The sequence below is a fragment of the Bacteroides sp. OF04-15BH genome, from assembly GCF_003477995.1.
Taxonomy (GTDB): domain Bacteria; phylum Bacteroidota; class Bacteroidia; order Bacteroidales; family Bacteroidaceae; genus Paraprevotella.
In genome coordinates, this window is sequence record NZ_QUEM01000001.1 from 59,109 (window position 1) to 77,778 (window position 18,670).

The following is an 18,670-nucleotide window of genomic DNA, read 5'->3' on the forward strand; positions in this document are numbered from 1 at the left end:
CTAGGCATTACGAAAAGGCTCAGAAGCCTTTTTTTGACTAACGAAAAAAAAGAATATATGAACGATTTTAAAAAGTACGCCGTAAAGCATCTGGGACTGAACAGCATGGTTCTTGATGATGTGATTTCTTCTCAGAATCAATATCTTAATCCTTATATTCTGGAAGAAAGACAGCTTAATGTGACCCAGATGGACGTGTTCTCACGCCTGATGATGGATCGCATTATCTTTTTGGGAACTCAGATCGATGATTATACAGCCAATACCCTTCAGGCCCAGTTGCTTTATCTGGACTCTGTAGATCCGGGGAAGGACATTTCCATTTATATCAATTCACCCGGTGGATCTGTATATGCCGGATTGGGAATCTATGATACGATGCAGTTCGTTTCCAGTGATATTGCCACTATCTGTACCGGTATGGCAGCTTCTATGGCTGCGGTATTGCTGGTTGCCGGACAGGAAGGCAAGCGTTCGGCATTGACTCATAGCCGTGTGATGATTCATCAGCCGATGGGAGGCGCTCAGGGACAGGCTTCGGATATTGAGATTACTGCCCGTGAGATTCAAAAACTCAAGAATGAATTGTATCAGATCATTGCCAACCACTCTCATACTGAATTTGATAAAGTGTGGGCAGATTCAGACCGTGATTATTGGATGACGGCACAGGAAGCCAAAGAGTATGGAATGATTGATCAGGTATTAATGAGAAAGCCATAATGAAAATGAAAAAAGTTTGTTCGTTTTGTGGCCGTGGTGAGCAGGATGTAAGTCTGCTGATTACCGGTCTCAATGGATATATCTGTAATGAGTGCGCTGAACAGGCTTATCAGATAACCAAAGAGGCCTTGAAAGGGGCTGGCAATAAAAAGACCGACTTGGGATTTGAGTTGGAGCAGTTGCCGAAGCCAAAGGAAATCAAGGAATATTTGGATCAGTATGTGATTGGTCAGGATGATGCCAAGCGTTATTTGGCCGTGTCTGTCTACAATCACTACAAGCGTTTGGCACAGCACACTACAGACGATGGAGTGGAGATTGAAAAGTCAAATATCATCATGGTCGGAAGCACCGGTACCGGAAAGACCTTGCTGGCCAGAACCATTGCCAAGCTGCTTCATGTGCCGTTTACCATTGTAGATGCAACGGTATTTACCGAAGCCGGATATGTCGGTGAGGATGTGGAGAGTATTCTTTCCCGTCTGTTGCAGGTGGCCGATTATGATGTGGATGCGGCGCAGCGTGGTATTGTCTTTATTGATGAGATTGATAAGATTGCCCGTAAGAGCGACAATCCGTCCATTACCCGTGATGTCAGCGGTGAGGGTGTTCAGCAGGGACTTTTGAAACTTCTTGAAGGTTCCATGGTGAATGTACCGCCAAAGGGTGGCCGCAAGCATCCGGATCAGGACTATATTCATGTCGATACCCGTAATATTCTGTTCATCTGCGGCGGTGCCTTCGATGGCATCGAAAAGAAAATCGCCCAGCGTCTGAATACTCATGTGGTGGGATATAATTCTGTACAAAATATGCAACATATAGACAAGTCCAATCTGATGAAGTATATTTTGCCTCAGGATTTGAAATCGTTCGGTCTGATTCCGGAGATTATCGGTCGTCTGCCGGTGCTTACTTATTTGAATCCATTGGATCGTACGGCATTGCGGAATATTCTGACTGAGCCGAAGAATTCTATTGTGAAGCAGCAGATCAAGCTGTTTGAGATGGACGGCATTAAGCTGAGCTTTGCGGAAGAAACATTGGAATATATTGTAGATAAGGCCGTTGAATACAACTTGGGAGCCCGAGGATTGCGGTCTATTATGGAAAGTATTATGATGGAGGCTATGTATGAGAAGCCTTCACAAAAGACCAAAAAGTTTGTTGTGACGCTCGATTACGCCAAGCAACAGCTGGAAAAGGCAAATCTGAATCGTTATTCAGAAGCATAAGGGACTTTGTTCCAAAAGTTTTTTGCAATAAAATGAAAAATAGTTGCTCTAATATTTGCAAATATGTAGGTTTTGTATATAACTTTGTTTAGGACATTTATGTGCCGAATCTAACTTGAATTTGATAACATAGAGGAACTATTAGGTTTATGAATACAGATATCAATTTGACCGAGCAGCTGAAACGATATTTTGGCTTTGATACTTTCAAGGGAGATCAGGAGGCAATTATTCGTAGCCTTTTGGAAGGGAATGATACTTTCGTTTTGATGCCAACCGGTGGCGGTAAATCGCTCTGCTACCAGTTGCCTTCTTTAATCATGGAGGGAACTGCTATCGTGATTTCTCCCTTAATCGCCTTGATGAAGAATCAGGTGGATGCGATCCGACAGTTTAGTGCAGAGGATGGAGTGGCTCATTTCATAAATTCTTCGCTGAACAAGGCTGCCGTGGATCAGGTAAAGACTGATATTCTTTCCGGAAAGACCAAGTTGCTCTATGTGGCTCCCGAATCCCTGACGAAAGAGGAGAATATTGAATTCCTGAAGAATGTGAAAATCTCCTTTTATGCTGTGGATGAGGCTCACTGTATTTCCGAATGGGGACATGATTTCCGTCCGGAGTATCGTAGAATCCGTCCGATTATCAATGAAATCGGTACAGCTCCTCTGATTGCCTTGACTGCTACGGCTACCGATAAGGTGCGCGGTGACATCAAGAAAAATCTGGGTATGATTCATGCCAAGGAATTCAAGAGCTCTTTCAACCGGCCGAATCTGTATTATGAAGTACGGAACAAGACGAAGGATATAGACCGGGAGATTATCAAGTTTATCAAGCAGAATAGTGGCAAGAGCGGCATTATTTACTGCCTGAGCAGAAAGAAGGTCGAAGAATTGGCCGAGATTCTGCGAGCCAACGATATCAACGCCCGGGCCTATCATGCGGGCATGGATTCTGCAACGCGGTCACAGACTCAGGATGATTTCCTGATGGAGCGCATTGATGTCATTGTGGCAACTATTGCATTTGGAATGGGTATTGACAAGCCGGATGTTCGTTTTGTGATCCATTACGACATTCCCAAGAGTCTGGAAGGGTATTATCAGGAGACGGGCCGCGCCGGTCGTGATGGCGGTGAGGGCAAGTGCATCACTTTCTATACCCATAAGGACTTGCAGAAACTCGAGAAGTTTATGGAGGGAAAGCCTGTTGCCGAACAGGATATCGGTCGTCAGCTTTTGCAGGAAACAGCTGCTTATGCTGAGACATCTGTATGTCGACGTAAATTTTTATTGCATTACTTTGGAGAGGTTTTTGAGGTAGAAAATTGTGGTAATTGTGATAACTGTTTACATCCAAAGAAAAAAGTGGAAGCTAAGGAAATGTTGAAACTGGCACTTGAGGTAATCAGTGCCGTAAAGGAAAACTTTAAGGTTGATTATATTATAGATGTTTTGGTCGGTAATGAGACCGAAGAGATTCTGGCACACAAGCATGACAAACTGAAATATTTCGGGGCCGGTGAGGATGAAGAAGAAAAGAAATGGAATGCTGTCATCCGTCAGGCAATGATCGCCGGTTATATTGAAAAGGATGTGGAGAATTACGGCTTGTTGAAGATTACGGACGACGGACGTAAATATATGAAGAAGCCTGTGGCATTTAAGGTTACGGAGGATAATGATTTTGATGAAGATGAAGAACCGGTTCCTCAGAAAGGTGGAGGTGCTGCCGATCCGGCCTTGTTCGCCATGTTGAAGGACCTGCGCAAAAAGCTGTCCAAGCAGCTTGATGTGCCTCCTTACGTCATCTTCCAGGATCCGTCGCTTGAGGCAATGGCTACCGTATATCCGATCAATATCGATGAGTTGCAGAATATTCCGGGTGTCGGAGCCGGTAAGGCAAAGCGTTACGGGGCTGAGTTCTGCGATCTGATAAAGAGACACTGTGAAGAGAATGAGATAGACCGTCCGGAAGATTTGCGTGTGCGCACTGTAGCCAACAAGTCAAAACTGAAGGTAAGTATCATTCAGAGCATTGACCGTAAGGTGGCTTTGGACGATATTGCTTCGGCTAAGGGTATTGATTTCTCTGAATTGCTGGATGAGATTGAGGCTATTGTCTATTCAGGCACGAAACTCAATATCGATTATTTCCTGGAAGAAGTGATGGATGAAGATCACATGCTGGACATCTATGATTACTTCAAGGAGTCAGAGACAGACAGTCTGGATGAGGCTATGGATGAGTTGGGAGAAGACTATACCGAAGAAGAAATCCGATTGGTAAGAGTCAAGTTCCTGTCAGAGATGGCCAATTAATCCCATATACGTCCCGCATGTCGGGGTGCGATTTAAAATCGGAAATGAAATGCAGAAGAGAGCTGAAGGATTTGCAGCTCTCTTCTGCGTTTTTTTTATGCTTTTTTTAATGAAATAATCGGTTGTAAAACATCAAAAAATCAGAAAAAATTCATATATTTGCACGCAATAATTTTATATCCTAATATCTTATGTCATCATTTATTGCAGATAAAATCGTTATGGATGGATTAACATACGATGACGTATTGTTAGTTCCCGCTTATTCTGAAGTTTTGCCACGTACTGTGGAGTTGTCAACCAAATTTTCTCGTCACATTGATTTGAAGATTCCATTTGTTACAGCTGCGATGGACACCGTGACCGAATCGACTATGGCTATTGCCATTGCGCGTGAGGGAGGTATTGGTGTTATTCACAAGAATATGTCTATCGAAGAGCAGGCTCGTCAGGTGGCAATCGTAAAGCGTGCCGAAAATGGAATGATTTACGATCCTGTAACCATTCAGCGTGGTTCTACAGTGAAAGACGCTTTGGATTTGATGAGTGAGTATCATATTGGTGGTATCCCGGTTGTGGATGATGATAAGAAACTGGTTGGTATCGTTACAAACCGTGACCTGCGTTTTGAGCAGAATCCTCTTCGTCTGATTGATGAGGTGATGACCAGCGAAAATCTGGTAACCACTCATATCCAGACCGACTTGGCTTCAGCTGCAAAGATTCTTCAGGAGCACAAGATTGAGAAACTGCCGGTAGTAGATATGGATGGCCGTCTGGTAGGTTTGATTACTTATAAGGATATTACAAAGGCTAAAGACAAACCGATGGCATGTAAGGATGCCAAGGGACGTTTGCGCGTGGCTGCCGGTGTTGGTGTTACCGGTGATACTTTTGAGCGTATGAAAGCTTTGGTTGAGGCTGGTGCCGATGCTATTGTGATTGATACAGCACACGGACATTCTAAATATGTAATTGAGAAACTGAAAGAGGCTAAGGAGCATTTCCCGGATGTAGATATCGTTGTAGGAAATGTCGCTACCGGTGAGGCTGCCAAGATGTTGGTAGAAGCTGGTGCTGACGGCGTGAAGGTTGGTATCGGTCCGGGTTCTATCTGTACAACCCGTGTTGTTGCCGGTGTGGGTGTACCACAGCTTTCTGCTATTTATGATGTAGCCAGTGCATTGGAAGGCACAGACGTTCCTTTGATTGCTGATGGTGGTTTGCGTTACTCAGGTGACGTGGTGAAAGCTTTGGCTGCCGGAGGATACAGTGTGATGATCGGATCATTGGTTGCCGGTACTGAGGAGTCTCCGGGTGATACCATCATTTTCAACGGAAGAAAGTTCAAGTCATATCGTGGTATGGGCTCTTTGGAGGCTATGGAGTGTGGTTCAAAAGACCGTTACTTCCAGTCAGGTGTTAACGATGTGAAGAAGTTGGTTCCGGAAGGAATTGCCGGTCGTGTTCCTTATAAGGGTACTGTACAGGAAGTAATTTATCAGTTGATCGGCGGTTTGAGATCAGGTATGGGATATTGTGGTGCCAATACCATCACAGAGTTGCACAATGCTAAATTTGTGCGTATTACCAATGCCGGTGTACAGGAAAGCCATCCGCATGATGTAACCATCACCAGCGAGGCTCCTAACTACAGCCGTCCTCAATAAAAACAAAATATTCAATGAAAAGACTGCTAATCGCATTTTCATTAACAGTAATGGGATTATCCTGCTATGGGCAGGATGATCCCATTGTGATGAAAATCAACGGAAAGGATATAACTCGTTCAGAGTTTGAGTATAATTACAATAAGAATAATTCAGTAGAAGTTGCCGACCGCAAAGGGATTGATGACTATGTGCCTTTGTTTGTAAATTATAAATTGAAGGTTGAGGCAGCTAAAGATGCCCGTTATGATACTTTGAGTTCTTTCAAGAAAGAATTTCTGATGTATCGTAATCAGCAAATTCGCTCTCTTTTGGTCGATACAAAAGTTGAGGAGCAGGAAGCCAGAAAATATTACGACCAGCTGAAGCAGAATATCGGACCGGATGGTTTGGTGCGAGTTGCCCATATTTTTGTACAGGTACCTCAGAAGGCTTCTCAGACCCAGTTGGATGCCGCAAAGAATAAGATTGACTCCATTTATCAGGAGATTCTGAAGGGAAGTAATTTTGCAGAACTTGCCTTGAGAAACTCTGATGACAAGATGTCGGCTATTCAGGGAGGTGATTTGCCCTGGCTTGCCCGCAAGCAAACCATTAAAGAGTTTGAAGATGTAGCTTTCAAGATGAATATCCCGGGTGAGGTTTCTGAGCCTTTCCTGTCTCCGTTAGGATACCATATTGTAAAGATGTTGGGACGAAAGCAGTTGGAGCCTTATGATTCCCTGCGTTCCAATATTCTGAAATACCTTGAGCAGCAGGGATTGCAGGAGCGAATGGTGAATCATGTGCTTGATTCCATGGTTGCTGCCAGCGGCAAGCAACTTACGGTTGATCAGGTTCTCGATCGTGAAACCGAACGTTTGTGTGCTCAAAATTCGGATTTGAAATATTTGATCCAGGAATATCACGATGGTCTTTTGCTCTTTGAATTGTCATCACGCGAAATCTGGCAGAAGGCTGCAAAAGACGAGTCCGGATTGAAGAAGTTCTTCCGCAAAAATAAAAAACGCTATAGTTGGAATGAGCCTCATTTCAACGGAGCGGTGTTCTTCTATCGGGATGAAAAACTCGGAAAGAAGATCAAGAAAGTCTTGAAGAAAGCAGATGAGAACGAATGGGCTAAGGCTGTTCGTGAGAACTTTAATAACGATTCTCTTTCACAGGTGCGTCTGAGTGCCAAAATGTTTGTAAAGGGTGATAATCCATACGTAGATTACCTTGTTTTTGATTCCAACGAGAAGCCCAAAGAACGCAAGACTTATCCATTCTTCAATGTCTATGGACGTAAACTGATGAAAGGTCCGGAAAAGTGGACCGATGCAAAGAATGAAGTGATTGCAGACTACCAGGCTCTTAAAGAGAAAGAATATGTGGAAGAACTGCGAAAGAAGTATACAGTTGAAATATTTGAAGAGGTTTTAAAAACGGTTAATAATCACTGATTTAATCTTCTTTTGATGTAATTTAGCGCATAGAATTTGCAATAATAATTAGTTGATGAAAATTTTCAAATCCATTAGAATAGCATTTGCGCTCCTATTGTTAGGAGCGCAAATGTCGTTGTTTGCCCAAAACAACGTAGTCGATGAGGTAATCTGGGTGGTGGGTGATGAAGCCATCCTGCGTTCTGATGTGGAGGCTGCCCGCTTGACCGGTGGTCCGGTGAAGGGAGATCCCTATTGTGTGATTCCCGAACAGCTGGCCATTCAGAAACTCTTCCTGCATCAGGCTGCCATTGACAGTATCGAAGCTACTCCCGCAGAAATCAACCGGGCTGTGGAGTCGCAGATGAATGAATGGGTCATGCTGGCCGGTTCGAAAGAGAAACTGGAGGAATACAAGAATATGACGATGACTCAGATTCGTGAAGGCTTGTATGATCAGATGAAGGATTATCTGACAGCTCAGAATATGCGTCGCAAACTGGCCGAGGATGTCAAAGTCACTCCGGCAGAAGTGCGTCAGTATTTCAAGAATCTTCCGGCCGACAGTTTGCCGATGATTCCCGAGCAGGTAGAAGTGCAGATTGTGGCCCTCAAACCGATTATCTCCCAGTCGGAGATTGACCGTGTAAAAGAAGAATTGCGTGATTATACGGAGCGTGTTAATTCCGGCTCTTCTTCTTTCTCGACACTGGCCATTCTTTATTCCGAAGATCCGGGTTCTGCCCGTCAGGGAGGTGAGATGGATTATGTTGGAAAATCCATGTTGGATCCGGCCTTTGCCAATGTGGCATTCAGCCTGACTGATCCGAAGAAGGTATCCAAAATTGTAGAAAGCGAATACGGCTATCACATCATACAGTTGGTAGATAAGCGTGGCGACAAGATTAAGGTGCGCCACATTCTGAGAATCCCGAAGCCTTCGCAGGATAATATTGACGCTACGTTGGCTCGTCTGGATTCCATTGCCGAAGAAATCCGTGAAGAGAAGTTCTCTTTCGAAGAGGCGGCTGCCGTGATCTCTGAGGATAAGGACACCCGCAATAACTTCGGTGTGATGATTAATTTGAAGATGAGTCCGGACGGTGAGCGTATGGACCGTACTTCTCGTTTCGAAATGCAGGAATTGCCGGCAGAGGTAGCCAAGGTTGTTGCTAATATGAACACCGGTGAGATTTCAAAGCCTTTCCTGATGATGAAAAACCAGAAGGAAGTTTGTGCCATTGTAAAGCTGAAATCCCGCATCAAGGCGCACAAGGCCAGCATGACAGAGGATTTCCAGGTGCTGAAAGCCATTGTTCTGGCAAAGAAAAGAGAAGAGAAAATTAAACAGTGGATTATAGATAAGCAGAAAACCACTTATGTACGTATAAACGAAGAGTGGAGAAACTGCAACTTCCAGTATCCAGGTTGGATCAAATGAACAAAACGAAATTAAACCCACGAAAAATGAATAACGGGCATAGATTACTAGCATTTTGTATTCTATGCCTGTTTGGGTTATTTGTAATAGCCCAGAATGAGAAGAAGCGCGAGCGGCAGAAAGCCGAGTCGCGCATTTATCTGCTTCATGCCGATGTGCTCCGCTATGATCAGTTCCGTAATCCCGGTGCGCAGATTCTGGTGGGTAACGTTAAGTTCCGGCATGATGATGTCTTTATGTATTGCGACAGTGCCTGCTTTTATGAGCTGGACAATTCGTTCGATGCCTTTGGCCATGTGCGTATGGTACAGGGAGACACGTTGTCACTCGTAGGTGATGTGCTCTACTACGATGGTATGCAGCAGTTGGCCCGGGTGCGTCATAACGTAATTCTGAAACATGTCAATTCTACTCTTTATACCGACAGTCTGGATTATGACCGTTTGTACGATCTGGGCTATTTTTTCGAAGGAGGTAAGTTGGTAGACAAAGACAATGTGTTGACTTCGGATTGGGGAGAATACAGCCCGTCCACCCGTGAGGCCGTGTTTAATTATAATGTGAAACTGGAAAATCCCAAGTTTACCATTATCTCCGATACCCTGCATTACAACACACGCACCAGCATGGCGCATATTGTGGGTCCGTCGAACATAGACAGCGGCGACAATCATATTTATTCCGAATCCGGTTATTATGATACGCAGAAAGATCAGGCTTACCTGCTCGACCGTTCGCTTCTGACTAATAAGGGAAAGAAACTGGTGGGAGACAGTCTGTATTACGACAGTCCTTCCGGTATCGGAAAAGCCTATGGCAATATTCGTTATGAGGATGAGCTGAATAAGAATATGTTTACGGGCAACTATTGCTATTACAATGAGCATACCGGATATTCTGAAGCGGCAGACAGTGCCTTGGCTATTGATTATTCCCAAAAAGACACCTTGTATCTGCATGCCGATACTTTTAAGATCTTTACGTATAACATGGATACCGATTCCATGTATCGTGTCATGCATGCTTATCATAAAGTGCGCTCCTATCGCACAGATATTCAGGCGGTATGCGATTCTTTGATTTATAACACCAAAGATTCCTGCATGAGCATGTATAAGGACCCGATTGTGTGGAATGGAGAGCAACAGGTGTTGGGAGAGCAGATTCATGTCTTCATGAACGATTCCACGATAGATTCTCTGCAGGTTCTGTATCAGGCACTTTCTGTGGAGCGTATAGACAGCGTGCACTATAATCAGGTGGCCGGGCGTGAGATACACGGCTATTTTAAGGATGGCACTTTGGATAATACCTGGGTGGTCGGCAATGTGTTTGTAGATTACTATCCCTTCGACAGCGACAGTCTGATGATTGGCATGAATTACGTGGAGACCAGTGAGTTGAAAATGTATATGAAAGACCGTAAACTGTATCGGATCTGGATGCCGGCAGCCGTGGGTACGATGTATCCGTTGGGTATGATTCCACCCGACAAACTCTATCTGGAGAATTTTGCCTGGTTCGACTATATACGTCCCCGTGATAAGATGGATGTCTTCCGTTGGCGAGGCAAGAAGAAGGGTACCGAGTTGAAGATTTCTTATAAGCACAAGGCTCCAATACAGAAATTGGATCAGATATTAAAGAAAAAGTAATATGGGACTATTCAAGACAAGAAAACCCAGAGGCTTTCAGCATAACTACATGTATGTAGACGAGCGAAAGGACCGGTTAAAGGAAATTGAAGAACGTGCCAAACGGGAGTTGGGTATGCTTCCTCCCAAGGAATTCAATCCCGAGGATATACGCGGCACCTTTGTCAAGGCTACCAAGCATTTGCGGAGAAGAAAGGAAAGCGGTAAAAAACCGATGAAACTGGGAGTGGCGCTGATTATCATTGCTGCCTGTCTGTTTCTGTGGCATTATCTGCTGACTGGTAGCTGGAGATTTTAATTAAAAAAGAAGTTGTTATGGGCGATATAATTCATCTGTTACCTGATTCGGTTGCGAATCAGATTGCAGCGGGCGAGGTGATCCAGCGTCCGGCTTCTGTGATCAAGGAATTGGTTGAGAATGCCGTGGATGCAGAAGCCAAGCGGATTGATGTAGTGGTGGTAGATGCCGGAAAGACTTCCATTCAGGTCATCGACGACGGAAAAGGAATGTCTGAGACAGATGCCCGATTGGCTTTTGAGCGCCATGCCACTTCCAAAATCCGTCAGGCCAGTGATCTTTTTGCCTTGTCCACGATGGGCTTCCGTGGAGAAGCCCTGGCATCTATTGCCGCTGTGGCACAGGTAGAGCTGCGTACCCGTCAGAAAGAGTCTGAAATAGGCACCTGTGTGTCTATTGCTGCTTCTAAGGTAACAGAGCAGGAGCCTGTAGCCTGTGCTCCCGGAAGCAGTTTCCTGATTAAGAATCTGTTCTTCAATATTCCGGCGCGCCGTAAGTTTCTCAAGTCCAATCAGACGGAGTTGAGCAATATACTTCAGGAGTTTGAACGCGTGGCATTGGTACATCCCGATATAGCCTTTTCGCTGACTCATAATGATTCCACGATGCTGTCGCTCACTCCTTCTTCTTTGCGTCAGCGTATTGTGAATATATTCGGACGCAAACTGAATGAGCAGTTGCTTTCTGTAGAGGTAGAGACTACATTGGTCAAGCTTTCGGGCTTCGTGGCCAAACCGGAATATGCCCGAAAGAAAGGAGCACATCAGTATTTCTTTGTCAACGGTCGTTACATGAAGCATCCTTATTTTCATAAGGCGGTAATGGAAGCGTTCGACCAGTTGATTCCAACCGGAGAGCAGGTGTCCTATTTCCTTTATTTCGAGGTTGATCCGGCCAATATAGATGTAAACATTCACCCGACCAAGACCGAAATCAAGTTTGAGAATGAGCTGGCCATCTGGCAGATTATTATCGCAGCGGTTAAGGAAGCGCTAGGTCGCTTTAATGCGGTGCCGACAATTGATTTTGATACGGAAGGCCGTCCGGACCTGCCGCTGTTTGAAGAAAACAATCTGGATGTGGAGCGCCCGGTGACGCAAGTCAATCCGGATTTTAATCCTTTCAAGACCCAGAATTCATCCTCTTCCCCCTCTTATGGCCGGAAAGATACGGATGGGGGGCGTTATGCTCCTTCTCATTGGGAAGATCTGTATCAGGATGCGGCGCCAGCAGAAGCGTCACCTTCTTTTGATCATTTCTCGTCAGTGCCCGATGAAACTCCTGAAACAGGACTCTATGACGGAGCTGCTGATTTTTCGGACAAATCAACCCAGCACTATCAATACAAGGGACGTTATATTATGACTGCAGTCAAGTCCGGTCTGATGATTATAGATCAGCAGCGGGCGCACATTCGGGTTCTGTTTGATCGTTTCCTGGAACAGATCCGTTCGCATCATGGTGCTTCACAAGGTCTTCTCTTCCCGGAAATGATTCAGCTGCCTCCTTCCGAGGCTGTTGTTCTGGAGCATTTGCAGGACGAACTGCACGCCTTGGGATTTGATTTGCAAAGTCTGGGTGGAGGATCTTATAGTCTGAATGCCATTCCGGCAGGAACTGAGGGACTGCATGCCGAGACTTTGATCAGAAACATTATCGACACTGCGATGGAGAAAGGAAACGGTATCGGTGATGAGATCAACAACCGTCTGGCTTTGGCTTTGGCGCGCAATGCAGCCATTGTTCCGGGACAGGTGTTGAGCAATGATGAGATGGAGGCGCTTGTTGACAGCCTTTTTGCCTGTGCAACTCCGAACTATACTCCAGACGGTAAGGTCATTATTACAATACTGGAACAGGATAATATAGAACGTCTGTTCCGATAAGGATAGATAAAAAGTAAAAGATGCACGAATGATCATCATTTTCAGACAGATCAGCTCGTGCATCTTTTATTTTGTTTTTATAGGAAACTCTTCCACAGTGCCGAGTCCGGCACCGGAGCTTCAAATGACATTTTTTCTTTGGATACCGGATGTACGAATTCAATCCGTCGGGCATGCAGGCAAATGCTTCCGTCAGGATTGCTGCGTTGTGCTCCGTACTTCAGGTCTCCTTTAATCGGGCAACCCATTTTGGCCAGCTGGCATCGGATCTGGTGGTGGCGTCCGGTCTGCAGATTAATCTCCAGCAGATAGTAGCGTTCCGAGCGTCCGATGACCTTGTAGTCGAGAATTGCTTTCTTCGAATCCTTTACTTCGCGGTCATAAGCATACGATTTGTTCTGCTTTTCATTACGCACCAGCCAATGCACCAGTTCACCGGCAGGGGCCGGTGGCTGGTTTTTGACTATGGCCCAATAGGTCTTTTTTATTTCTTTGGTTTTGAACATTTCATTCAGGCGGCTCAAAGCCTTGCTGGTACGTGCAAAAAGCACCAGTCCGCTTACCGGACGGTCCAAACGGTGGGTGACTCCAAGAAATACATTGCCGGGTTTATGATATTTCTCCTTGATGTATTGCTTTACGGTTTCCGACAGAGGCGTATCACCGGTCTTGTCACCTTGCACAATTTCCGAGCTGGCCTTGTTTACCAGAATGATATGATTGTCTTCGTAAATGACATTCATTGAATTACATGTTCATACCACCGTCAACCTGGATTACCTGTCCGGATACATAGCTAGACAGGTCAGAAGCCAAGAACAGAGCGATGTTGGCAACATCTTCCGGAGTACCGCCGCGACGCAATGGAATACCCTTGATCCACTCCTTGCGAACCTCCTCAGACAAGGCCTGAGTCATGGCTGTTTCGATGAATCCCGGTGCAATAGCGTTGGCACGGATACCCTTGGCACCCATTTCCTGAGCGATAGACTTAGCCAAAGCAATCATACCGGCCTTAGAAGCTGAGTAGTTGCACTGTCCGGCATTACCGTGTACACCAACGACAGAAGCCATGTTGATGATAGAACCGCCTTTCTGGCGCATCATAATCGGAGTACAAGCGTGAATGAAGTTGAATGCAGACTTCAGGTTTACGCCGATTACAGCATCCCACTGAGCCTCTGTCATACGCAGCATCAGACCGTCTTTGGTGATACCGGCGTTGTTTACCAGAATATCGATAGAACCGAAATCTTCTTTTACCTGATTAACAACCTCAGCAGACTGAGCGAAGTCAGCAGCGTTGGAAGCATATCCTTTAACTTTCACACCCAAAGCAGCAATTTCCTCTTCGGTAGCCTTACCGTTTTCGTCGATTACCAGGTCTGTGAATGCGATGTTGGCACCCTCAGAAGCGAACTTCAGAGCGATAGCCTTACCAATACCACGGGCAGCTCCCGTGATCAATGCTGTTTTTCCAGTTAATAGTCCCATAATATCTTTATTATATTAGAATATTTAAAAAATCACTATGATTATATTTTCTTTAAAGCTCTATTCAGTAAAGTCTGTACCATAGGCTTGCAGGTTTCCTGATTCAGTCCTTCGCCCAAACGGCCGTAAATATAAGGCACCTCAAGTCCTTTGATACAATAGTGTATGATATCTGAAATAAGTGGCAGGTTCTGAATTTCAAAGATTTGCTGCTGTATTCCTTCAGTCAGCACCTTTTGTATGAGATTGATTTCTGCCAGATCGAAGTTCTTTCTTACTTTCTCCACCATCCAGATGTCTCGGAAGAATTCGGCCCTGAGGTTTCCGTTACGGAACACTGCTTCTTTTATCAGGTTCAGATGAGCGAAAACCAGTTCCAGCAATTTTTCTTCGGGCGGGATATTTCTTAAAGCCACTTCCGACATTTTCTGGGTGAGGCGTTCCAGTTCGGTTTCAATGACAGCGTAATATAATTCCTCTTTATTCTTGAAATAAGTATAAAGGGTGCGTCGTCCCTTCTTAGAGGCTACGGCAATGTCGTTCATTGTCGTATTCTCCAAGCCATTTTTTGCAAAAAGGATTCTTGCTACTTCTACTAATTTTAGTCTTGTCTTTGAAACTGCCATAATTAGTGCAAAAGTAAATTCTTTTTTTTAGAATGCCAAAAATTACATTTGAAACTTTTCTATTTATAAGGTAATATGAGGGCAGAAATGACCTGATTTAGGTGGTGAATCTCTTTTTTTTGAAGAAAAAATAAAAAAAGTTTGCCGAAAATTTGGAGGATATATAGAAAAGCCTTACCTTTGCAATCGAAATCAGGAAACAACCTCCTGATGGATGGTTAACATCGCGGAGTGGAGCAGTTGGTAGCTCGCCAGGCTCATAACCTGGAGGTCGTCTGTTCGAGTCGGGCCTCCGCAACTAAAGGAACGCAATTTGCTGATAAAAAGCAGATTGCGTTTTTCTTTTTGTATACGTCGGGACAAAATCGGGACATAAAAAAATCCCAACGACAGCTCAGCACTATCATTGGGATAAAATTATAATACCTCTTTCTTTTTATTTCTTTTCTCCGATATAAACCAGATAAGGACCTTGGCAACGAATCGTAAAGGTGCCTTCGGTGGTTTCATTCAGTGTACCTTCCCACCAGCTTTGAAAATCACGGATCGGATATTTCAAGCCTTCACCGGTCATACCTTGTGTGCCGAAATTGAAGATGGAAACTTGAGTGCCTACCGGGCAAGTGAAGCTACAGTCGTTTTCTGCCGGAATAAAGACACCGTAATCGGTATACATACGTACATCCAGTCCCATTTTCTGATATTCCATCAGCAGACTGATATTGCCCAAGGTATGATCTTCACGCATACCGGTTGCTCCCACAATCGCTATTTTCCGGAATCCTTTTCCTTGCAGGAAGCGTATGGCTTTGGTCTGGTCATTGGTTTCCTGATCCGGGTCGTGATGGATGATGGAAGCATACAGACGCCGGTATTGCGGGTCGATAGAGTCGCTGTCACCTACAATAATATCCGGTACGAGACCGGAGTCCAGATACTGGTTGGCGGCTCCGTCGCAACAGGCCACATAAGGAGCTGATTTGAGCTTGTGTACTGGTGTGGGGCGGAAAGGAAAATCACCGTTGGCTACGACTACTGCTTCCGGAATAAATTCAGTGGTATTTGTTTTCATTGTTCTGCTTTTATGAGACGTTTCCATTTCAAGAAGCCAAAGATAGCAATTACTGTGTAAAAACCGTAAAGAATTGCTGTAAAATATAAATCTTTGTAGAAATAGAGGCCGCAGCATACAATATCTACCAATATCCACGCCAGCCATTGTTCCACATATTTCTTGGCCAGCATCCACAGGGCAATGACACTCAGTGCTGTCGTAAAACTGTCAAACCAGGGCACAGTGCTGTCGGTATAGCAGACTAAAATAAACCCGATGCCGGCAAACAAAACTCCAAACAGAAAGAGCAGGATGGGGAGCGTGCGGAGTGGGAGATACCCGATGCCCGACTCTTGTGCTTCTGTTGTTTCTTGTCCCTTTTTTTGGTATCTCCAGGCAATCCAGCCGTAGACGGATGCCAGCAGATAATAAATATTGATACCGAAGTCGGCATACAGGCCGGCCTGATAATACACCACAATATAGATAGCCGGCATGATGATGCTGGCTATCCACAGATAAATGCTGGCTTTGTATTCGAGCCACAGATAAGCCAGTCCCACAAGGGTACCGGCCAGTTCCAGATAATTCATAGATGTCTGTTTTGAGTGTTAGAAAGAAATGGATACATGTCCCAAGGCATGAATGCCGGCCTGGGCAGCATATCCCGCATAGCTTTGGCGCACCTTGTTCCCATCAACGGTTTCATAATAACTACCGGCATATCCGTTGTTTTCATATTGGGCATTGAACAGATTGTACACGCTGACGCCAAGAACCAGTTCTTTGATTTTACGCGGGTGGAACGTGTAGCTCAGGTCCAGATTGCTGACACAATAGGCATCGAGCATCTGGTCTTTCTGGCCGGCATTGGTCATATACTGGCTGCCTACATATTGAGTGCTGAGTGCGGCTTCCCATTGGCGGTAAGAGAATGTGAAACGATTATTGGCCGTCCAGTCCGGTGAGAAGGCAATCGGTGTGCTGCCGTGGTGGATTACCCAGGGATTCATCTGTTCGTCGTAGAGTGTTTCCGTAAAATCCACGATGCGGTTGCGGCTCCACGTTGCAGTCAGATCCCAGCGGAACCATTCAACAGGCTTCAGGCTTCCGGTCAGTTCCACCCCCAGACGATAGCTTTTCGGTACATTGTCTGTTAATGCTTCGCCGATTTCATTGACTTCACCGGTCAGAATCAGCTGGTCTTTATAATCCATAAAATACAGATTGGCTCCCAAGGCCGCAATCCGGTTCTGGAACTGATATCCCAGTTCATAGTCGAGCAGACGCTCCGGTCGTGGCAGTCTGTTCTGTTTCATTTCGGTGTAATTGTTGCGGGTCGGTTCTTTCTGAGCCACTGCAAAAGAAGCATACAGTCGGTTGCTTTTATTGATCTCCCAGTTAAGTCCGGCTTTCGGGTTGCAGAAATTAAAATGTTCGTTTACATTCAGTTCCTGCATCTTTCCGGTTGCCGGATTGTATTTGTCATTCTCTCCCTCTATCTGATAGCTGATATGCCGGTATTGCACATCGGCATATACGCTGAGTTGCGGTGTTATGTCATAACTGCCCTTCACATAAAGGTTTCCGTCGTTCTTGAATGCTTTGCTGTCATAATACGGGTGCAGCGGGTCCAGATCTCCTTCATATTGTTTTACCCAGATGACTCTTCCGAAATGTTTGCCGTGGTATCTGTTGAAGGCTCCACCGAAAGCAATATCCCAGGGCCCTTTGCGGTAGGCGATTCCCGCCAGTCCGCCAGCAAAGTCATTATCCATCTGTTTCCGGCGGATCAGATCGTCATCCAAGCGGTTTCCCTGCTCGTCCAGACGGCTTTTCAAACCATATTCGGTCAGGTTGCTTTCCGGTTTGTATTCCTCATAATAACCGTCGCCATGAGTGTAATGCAGGGCTGCATTCAGTTTCCAATAAGCGTTGAACGTATGGTTTATCAGCAACTGACTGTGCAACTGGTTGTAAATATCATTCTGGTTTTCATAAAAGCGGATATTTCCTTCACTGTCCGTATACATTCCGCAGGAATTGAACGTACGTCCGTACTGTTCCATCTCTTCTTTGCTGGCATAGTTCCAGGCATGATAGGTCTTTTCTTTTCCTCCGAAGACAAGCAGCTTTACAGATGTGGCATGCGAATAGAAAGCTCCCTGTGTGAAGAAAGACTGCAGATGGGATGAGGCGCGGTCGATATATCCGTCACTCCCGATATTGGATAACCGGGCGTCAAAGGTCCAGTGATCGTTTATCAGACCGGTTGCGGCACGGAACATTTCCTTATGTGTATTAAAAGAACCGTAGGTACCTTGAAAAGATGCCGAAGGCTTGAAGGCAGCATTGTCGGTAAGCATGTTCACGCTGGCACCGAATGCACCTGCACCGTTGGTCGAAGTGCCGGCACCCCGTTGTATCTGCACATCCTTGAGAGAAGAGGCCAGGTCCGGCACATTGACCCAATACAGACAATGGCTTTCTGAATCATTGAGAGGTACTCCGTTAATGGTTACATTGATGCGGGTTGCGTCCGTTCCGCGTACGCGCAGAGTGGTGTAACCGATTCCGGTTCCGGCATCGCTGGTCGTTATGGCCGAAGGAGTCAGACTTAATAAATAAGGAATGTCTTTGCCCAGATTCCTTTTTTGCAGTTCTTCCTTACTGATGTTTGTGTAAGCGGTTCCGCTTTTTCGTGTAGCGCGATTGGCTAAAATGTCCACACGCTCCAAAGAGCGGTTTACTGCAATAGAATCCTGGTCAGTTGCATGATGGGCATACGACTGACTGACCATTCCGGTGAGAATGGAGGTAAGAAGAATAAATCTCATAAA

The 18,670-nt window shown here is 45.3% G+C and carries 15 protein-coding genes and 1 tRNA gene; 10 read left to right on the top strand and 6 right to left on the bottom strand.

The window, feature by feature from the left end; genetic code table 11:
* The first annotated feature begins 57 nt into the window (after nt 1-57).
* The 9 genes from clpP (at nt 58) to mutL (ending at nt 12,656) form a co-directional block, all read left to right on the top strand.
* Complete coding sequence (gene clpP, locus DXA74_RS00255) at nt 58-723, top strand: ATP-dependent Clp endopeptidase proteolytic subunit ClpP (RefSeq protein ID WP_118524831.1); 666 nt, start codon at nt 58-60, stop codon at nt 721-723.
* Nucleotides 723-1,958, top strand: a complete 1,236-nt coding sequence (gene clpX, locus DXA74_RS00260) for an ATP-dependent Clp protease ATP-binding subunit ClpX (protein ID WP_118524832.1) — start codon at nt 723-725, stop codon at nt 1,956-1,958. Before clpP ends, clpX begins: the two co-directional genes overlap by 1 nt.
* 149 nt (nt 1,959-2,107) lie before the next feature.
* The gene (gene recQ / locus DXA74_RS00265) at nt 2,108-4,282 is read left to right on the top strand and encodes a DNA helicase RecQ (protein ID WP_118524833.1); all 2,175 of its coding nucleotides are present in this window, start codon (nt 2,108-2,110) and stop codon (nt 4,280-4,282) included.
* A 191-nt stretch (nt 4,283-4,473) separates the two neighbouring features.
* Nucleotides 4,474-5,952, top strand: a complete 1,479-nt coding sequence (gene guaB / locus DXA74_RS00270) for an IMP dehydrogenase (RefSeq protein ID WP_118524834.1) — start codon at nt 4,474-4,476, stop codon at nt 5,950-5,952.
* A 14-nt stretch (nt 5,953-5,966) separates the two neighbouring features.
* A complete protein-coding gene (locus DXA74_RS00275; protein WP_118524835.1) occupies nt 5,967-7,394 on the top strand; it encodes a peptidylprolyl isomerase in 1,428 nt (475 codons plus the stop codon).
* 55 nt (nt 7,395-7,449) lie between these two features.
* The gene (locus DXA74_RS00280) at nt 7,450-8,817 is read left to right on the top strand and encodes a peptidylprolyl isomerase (RefSeq protein WP_118524836.1); all 1,368 of its coding nucleotides are present in this window, start codon (nt 7,450-7,452) and stop codon (nt 8,815-8,817) included.
* 26 nt (nt 8,818-8,843) lie between these two features.
* A complete protein-coding gene (locus tag DXA74_RS00285; protein ID WP_233550398.1) occupies nt 8,844-10,472 on the top strand; it encodes an OstA-like protein in 1,629 nt (542 codons plus the stop codon).
* A gap of 1 nt (nt 10,473) precedes the next feature.
* Nucleotides 10,474-10,770, top strand: coding sequence for a hypothetical protein (locus DXA74_RS00290; protein ID WP_118524838.1), 297 nt, complete (start codon nt 10,474-10,476; stop codon nt 10,768-10,770).
* A gap of 17 nt (nt 10,771-10,787) precedes the next feature.
* Nucleotides 10,788-12,656: a DNA mismatch repair endonuclease MutL gene (gene mutL / locus DXA74_RS00295; RefSeq protein WP_118524839.1), complete on the top strand. Its 1,869-nt coding sequence runs from the start codon at nt 10,788-10,790 to the stop codon at nt 12,654-12,656.
* A gap of 77 nt (nt 12,657-12,733) precedes the next feature.
* Here mutL and DXA74_RS00300 read toward each other — a convergent pair whose 3' ends face one another.
* Genes DXA74_RS00300 through DXA74_RS00310 form a run of 3 tightly spaced genes read right to left on the bottom strand, consistent with a single transcriptional unit; the run spans nt 12,734 to nt 14,776 of the window.
* Nucleotides 12,734-13,399: an RluA family pseudouridine synthase gene (locus tag DXA74_RS00300; RefSeq protein WP_118524840.1), complete on the bottom strand. Its 666-nt coding sequence runs from the start codon at nt 13,397-13,399 to the stop codon at nt 12,734-12,736.
* A gap of 4 nt (nt 13,400-13,403) precedes the next feature.
* Nucleotides 13,404-14,150, bottom strand: coding sequence for a 3-oxoacyl-[acyl-carrier-protein] reductase (gene fabG, locus DXA74_RS00305; protein WP_118524841.1), 747 nt, complete (start codon nt 14,148-14,150; stop codon nt 13,404-13,406).
* Between the two features lie 41 nt (nt 14,151-14,191).
* The gene (locus DXA74_RS00310; protein WP_118524842.1) at nt 14,192-14,776 is read right to left on the bottom strand and encodes a TetR/AcrR family transcriptional regulator; all 585 of its coding nucleotides are present in this window, start codon (nt 14,774-14,776) and stop codon (nt 14,192-14,194) included.
* A 225-nt stretch (nt 14,777-15,001) separates the two neighbouring features.
* On the opposite strand from DXA74_RS00310, the gene DXA74_RS00315 reads away from it, so the two are divergent.
* Nucleotides 15,002-15,074: transfer RNA gene (locus tag DXA74_RS00315), tRNA-Met, on the top strand.
* Between the two features lie 138 nt (nt 15,075-15,212).
* Here the strand turns inward: DXA74_RS00315 and DXA74_RS00320 are convergent.
* The 3 genes from DXA74_RS00320 to DXA74_RS00330 are packed head-to-tail and all read right to left on the bottom strand — an operon-like array spanning nt 15,213 to nt 18,667.
* Nucleotides 15,213-15,848: a thiamine diphosphokinase gene (locus tag DXA74_RS00320; protein ID WP_118524843.1), complete on the bottom strand. Its 636-nt coding sequence runs from the start codon at nt 15,846-15,848 to the stop codon at nt 15,213-15,215.
* Complete coding sequence (pnuC, locus tag DXA74_RS00325; RefSeq protein WP_118524844.1) at nt 15,845-16,423, bottom strand: nicotinamide riboside transporter PnuC; 579 nt, start codon at nt 16,421-16,423, stop codon at nt 15,845-15,847. Before pnuC ends, DXA74_RS00320 begins: the two co-directional genes overlap by 4 nt.
* An 18-nt stretch (nt 16,424-16,441) precedes the next feature.
* Complete coding sequence (locus tag DXA74_RS00330) at nt 16,442-18,667, bottom strand: TonB-dependent receptor (RefSeq protein WP_118524845.1); 2,226 nt, start codon at nt 18,665-18,667, stop codon at nt 16,442-16,444.
* Between the last annotated feature and the right edge of the window lie 3 nt (nt 18,668-18,670).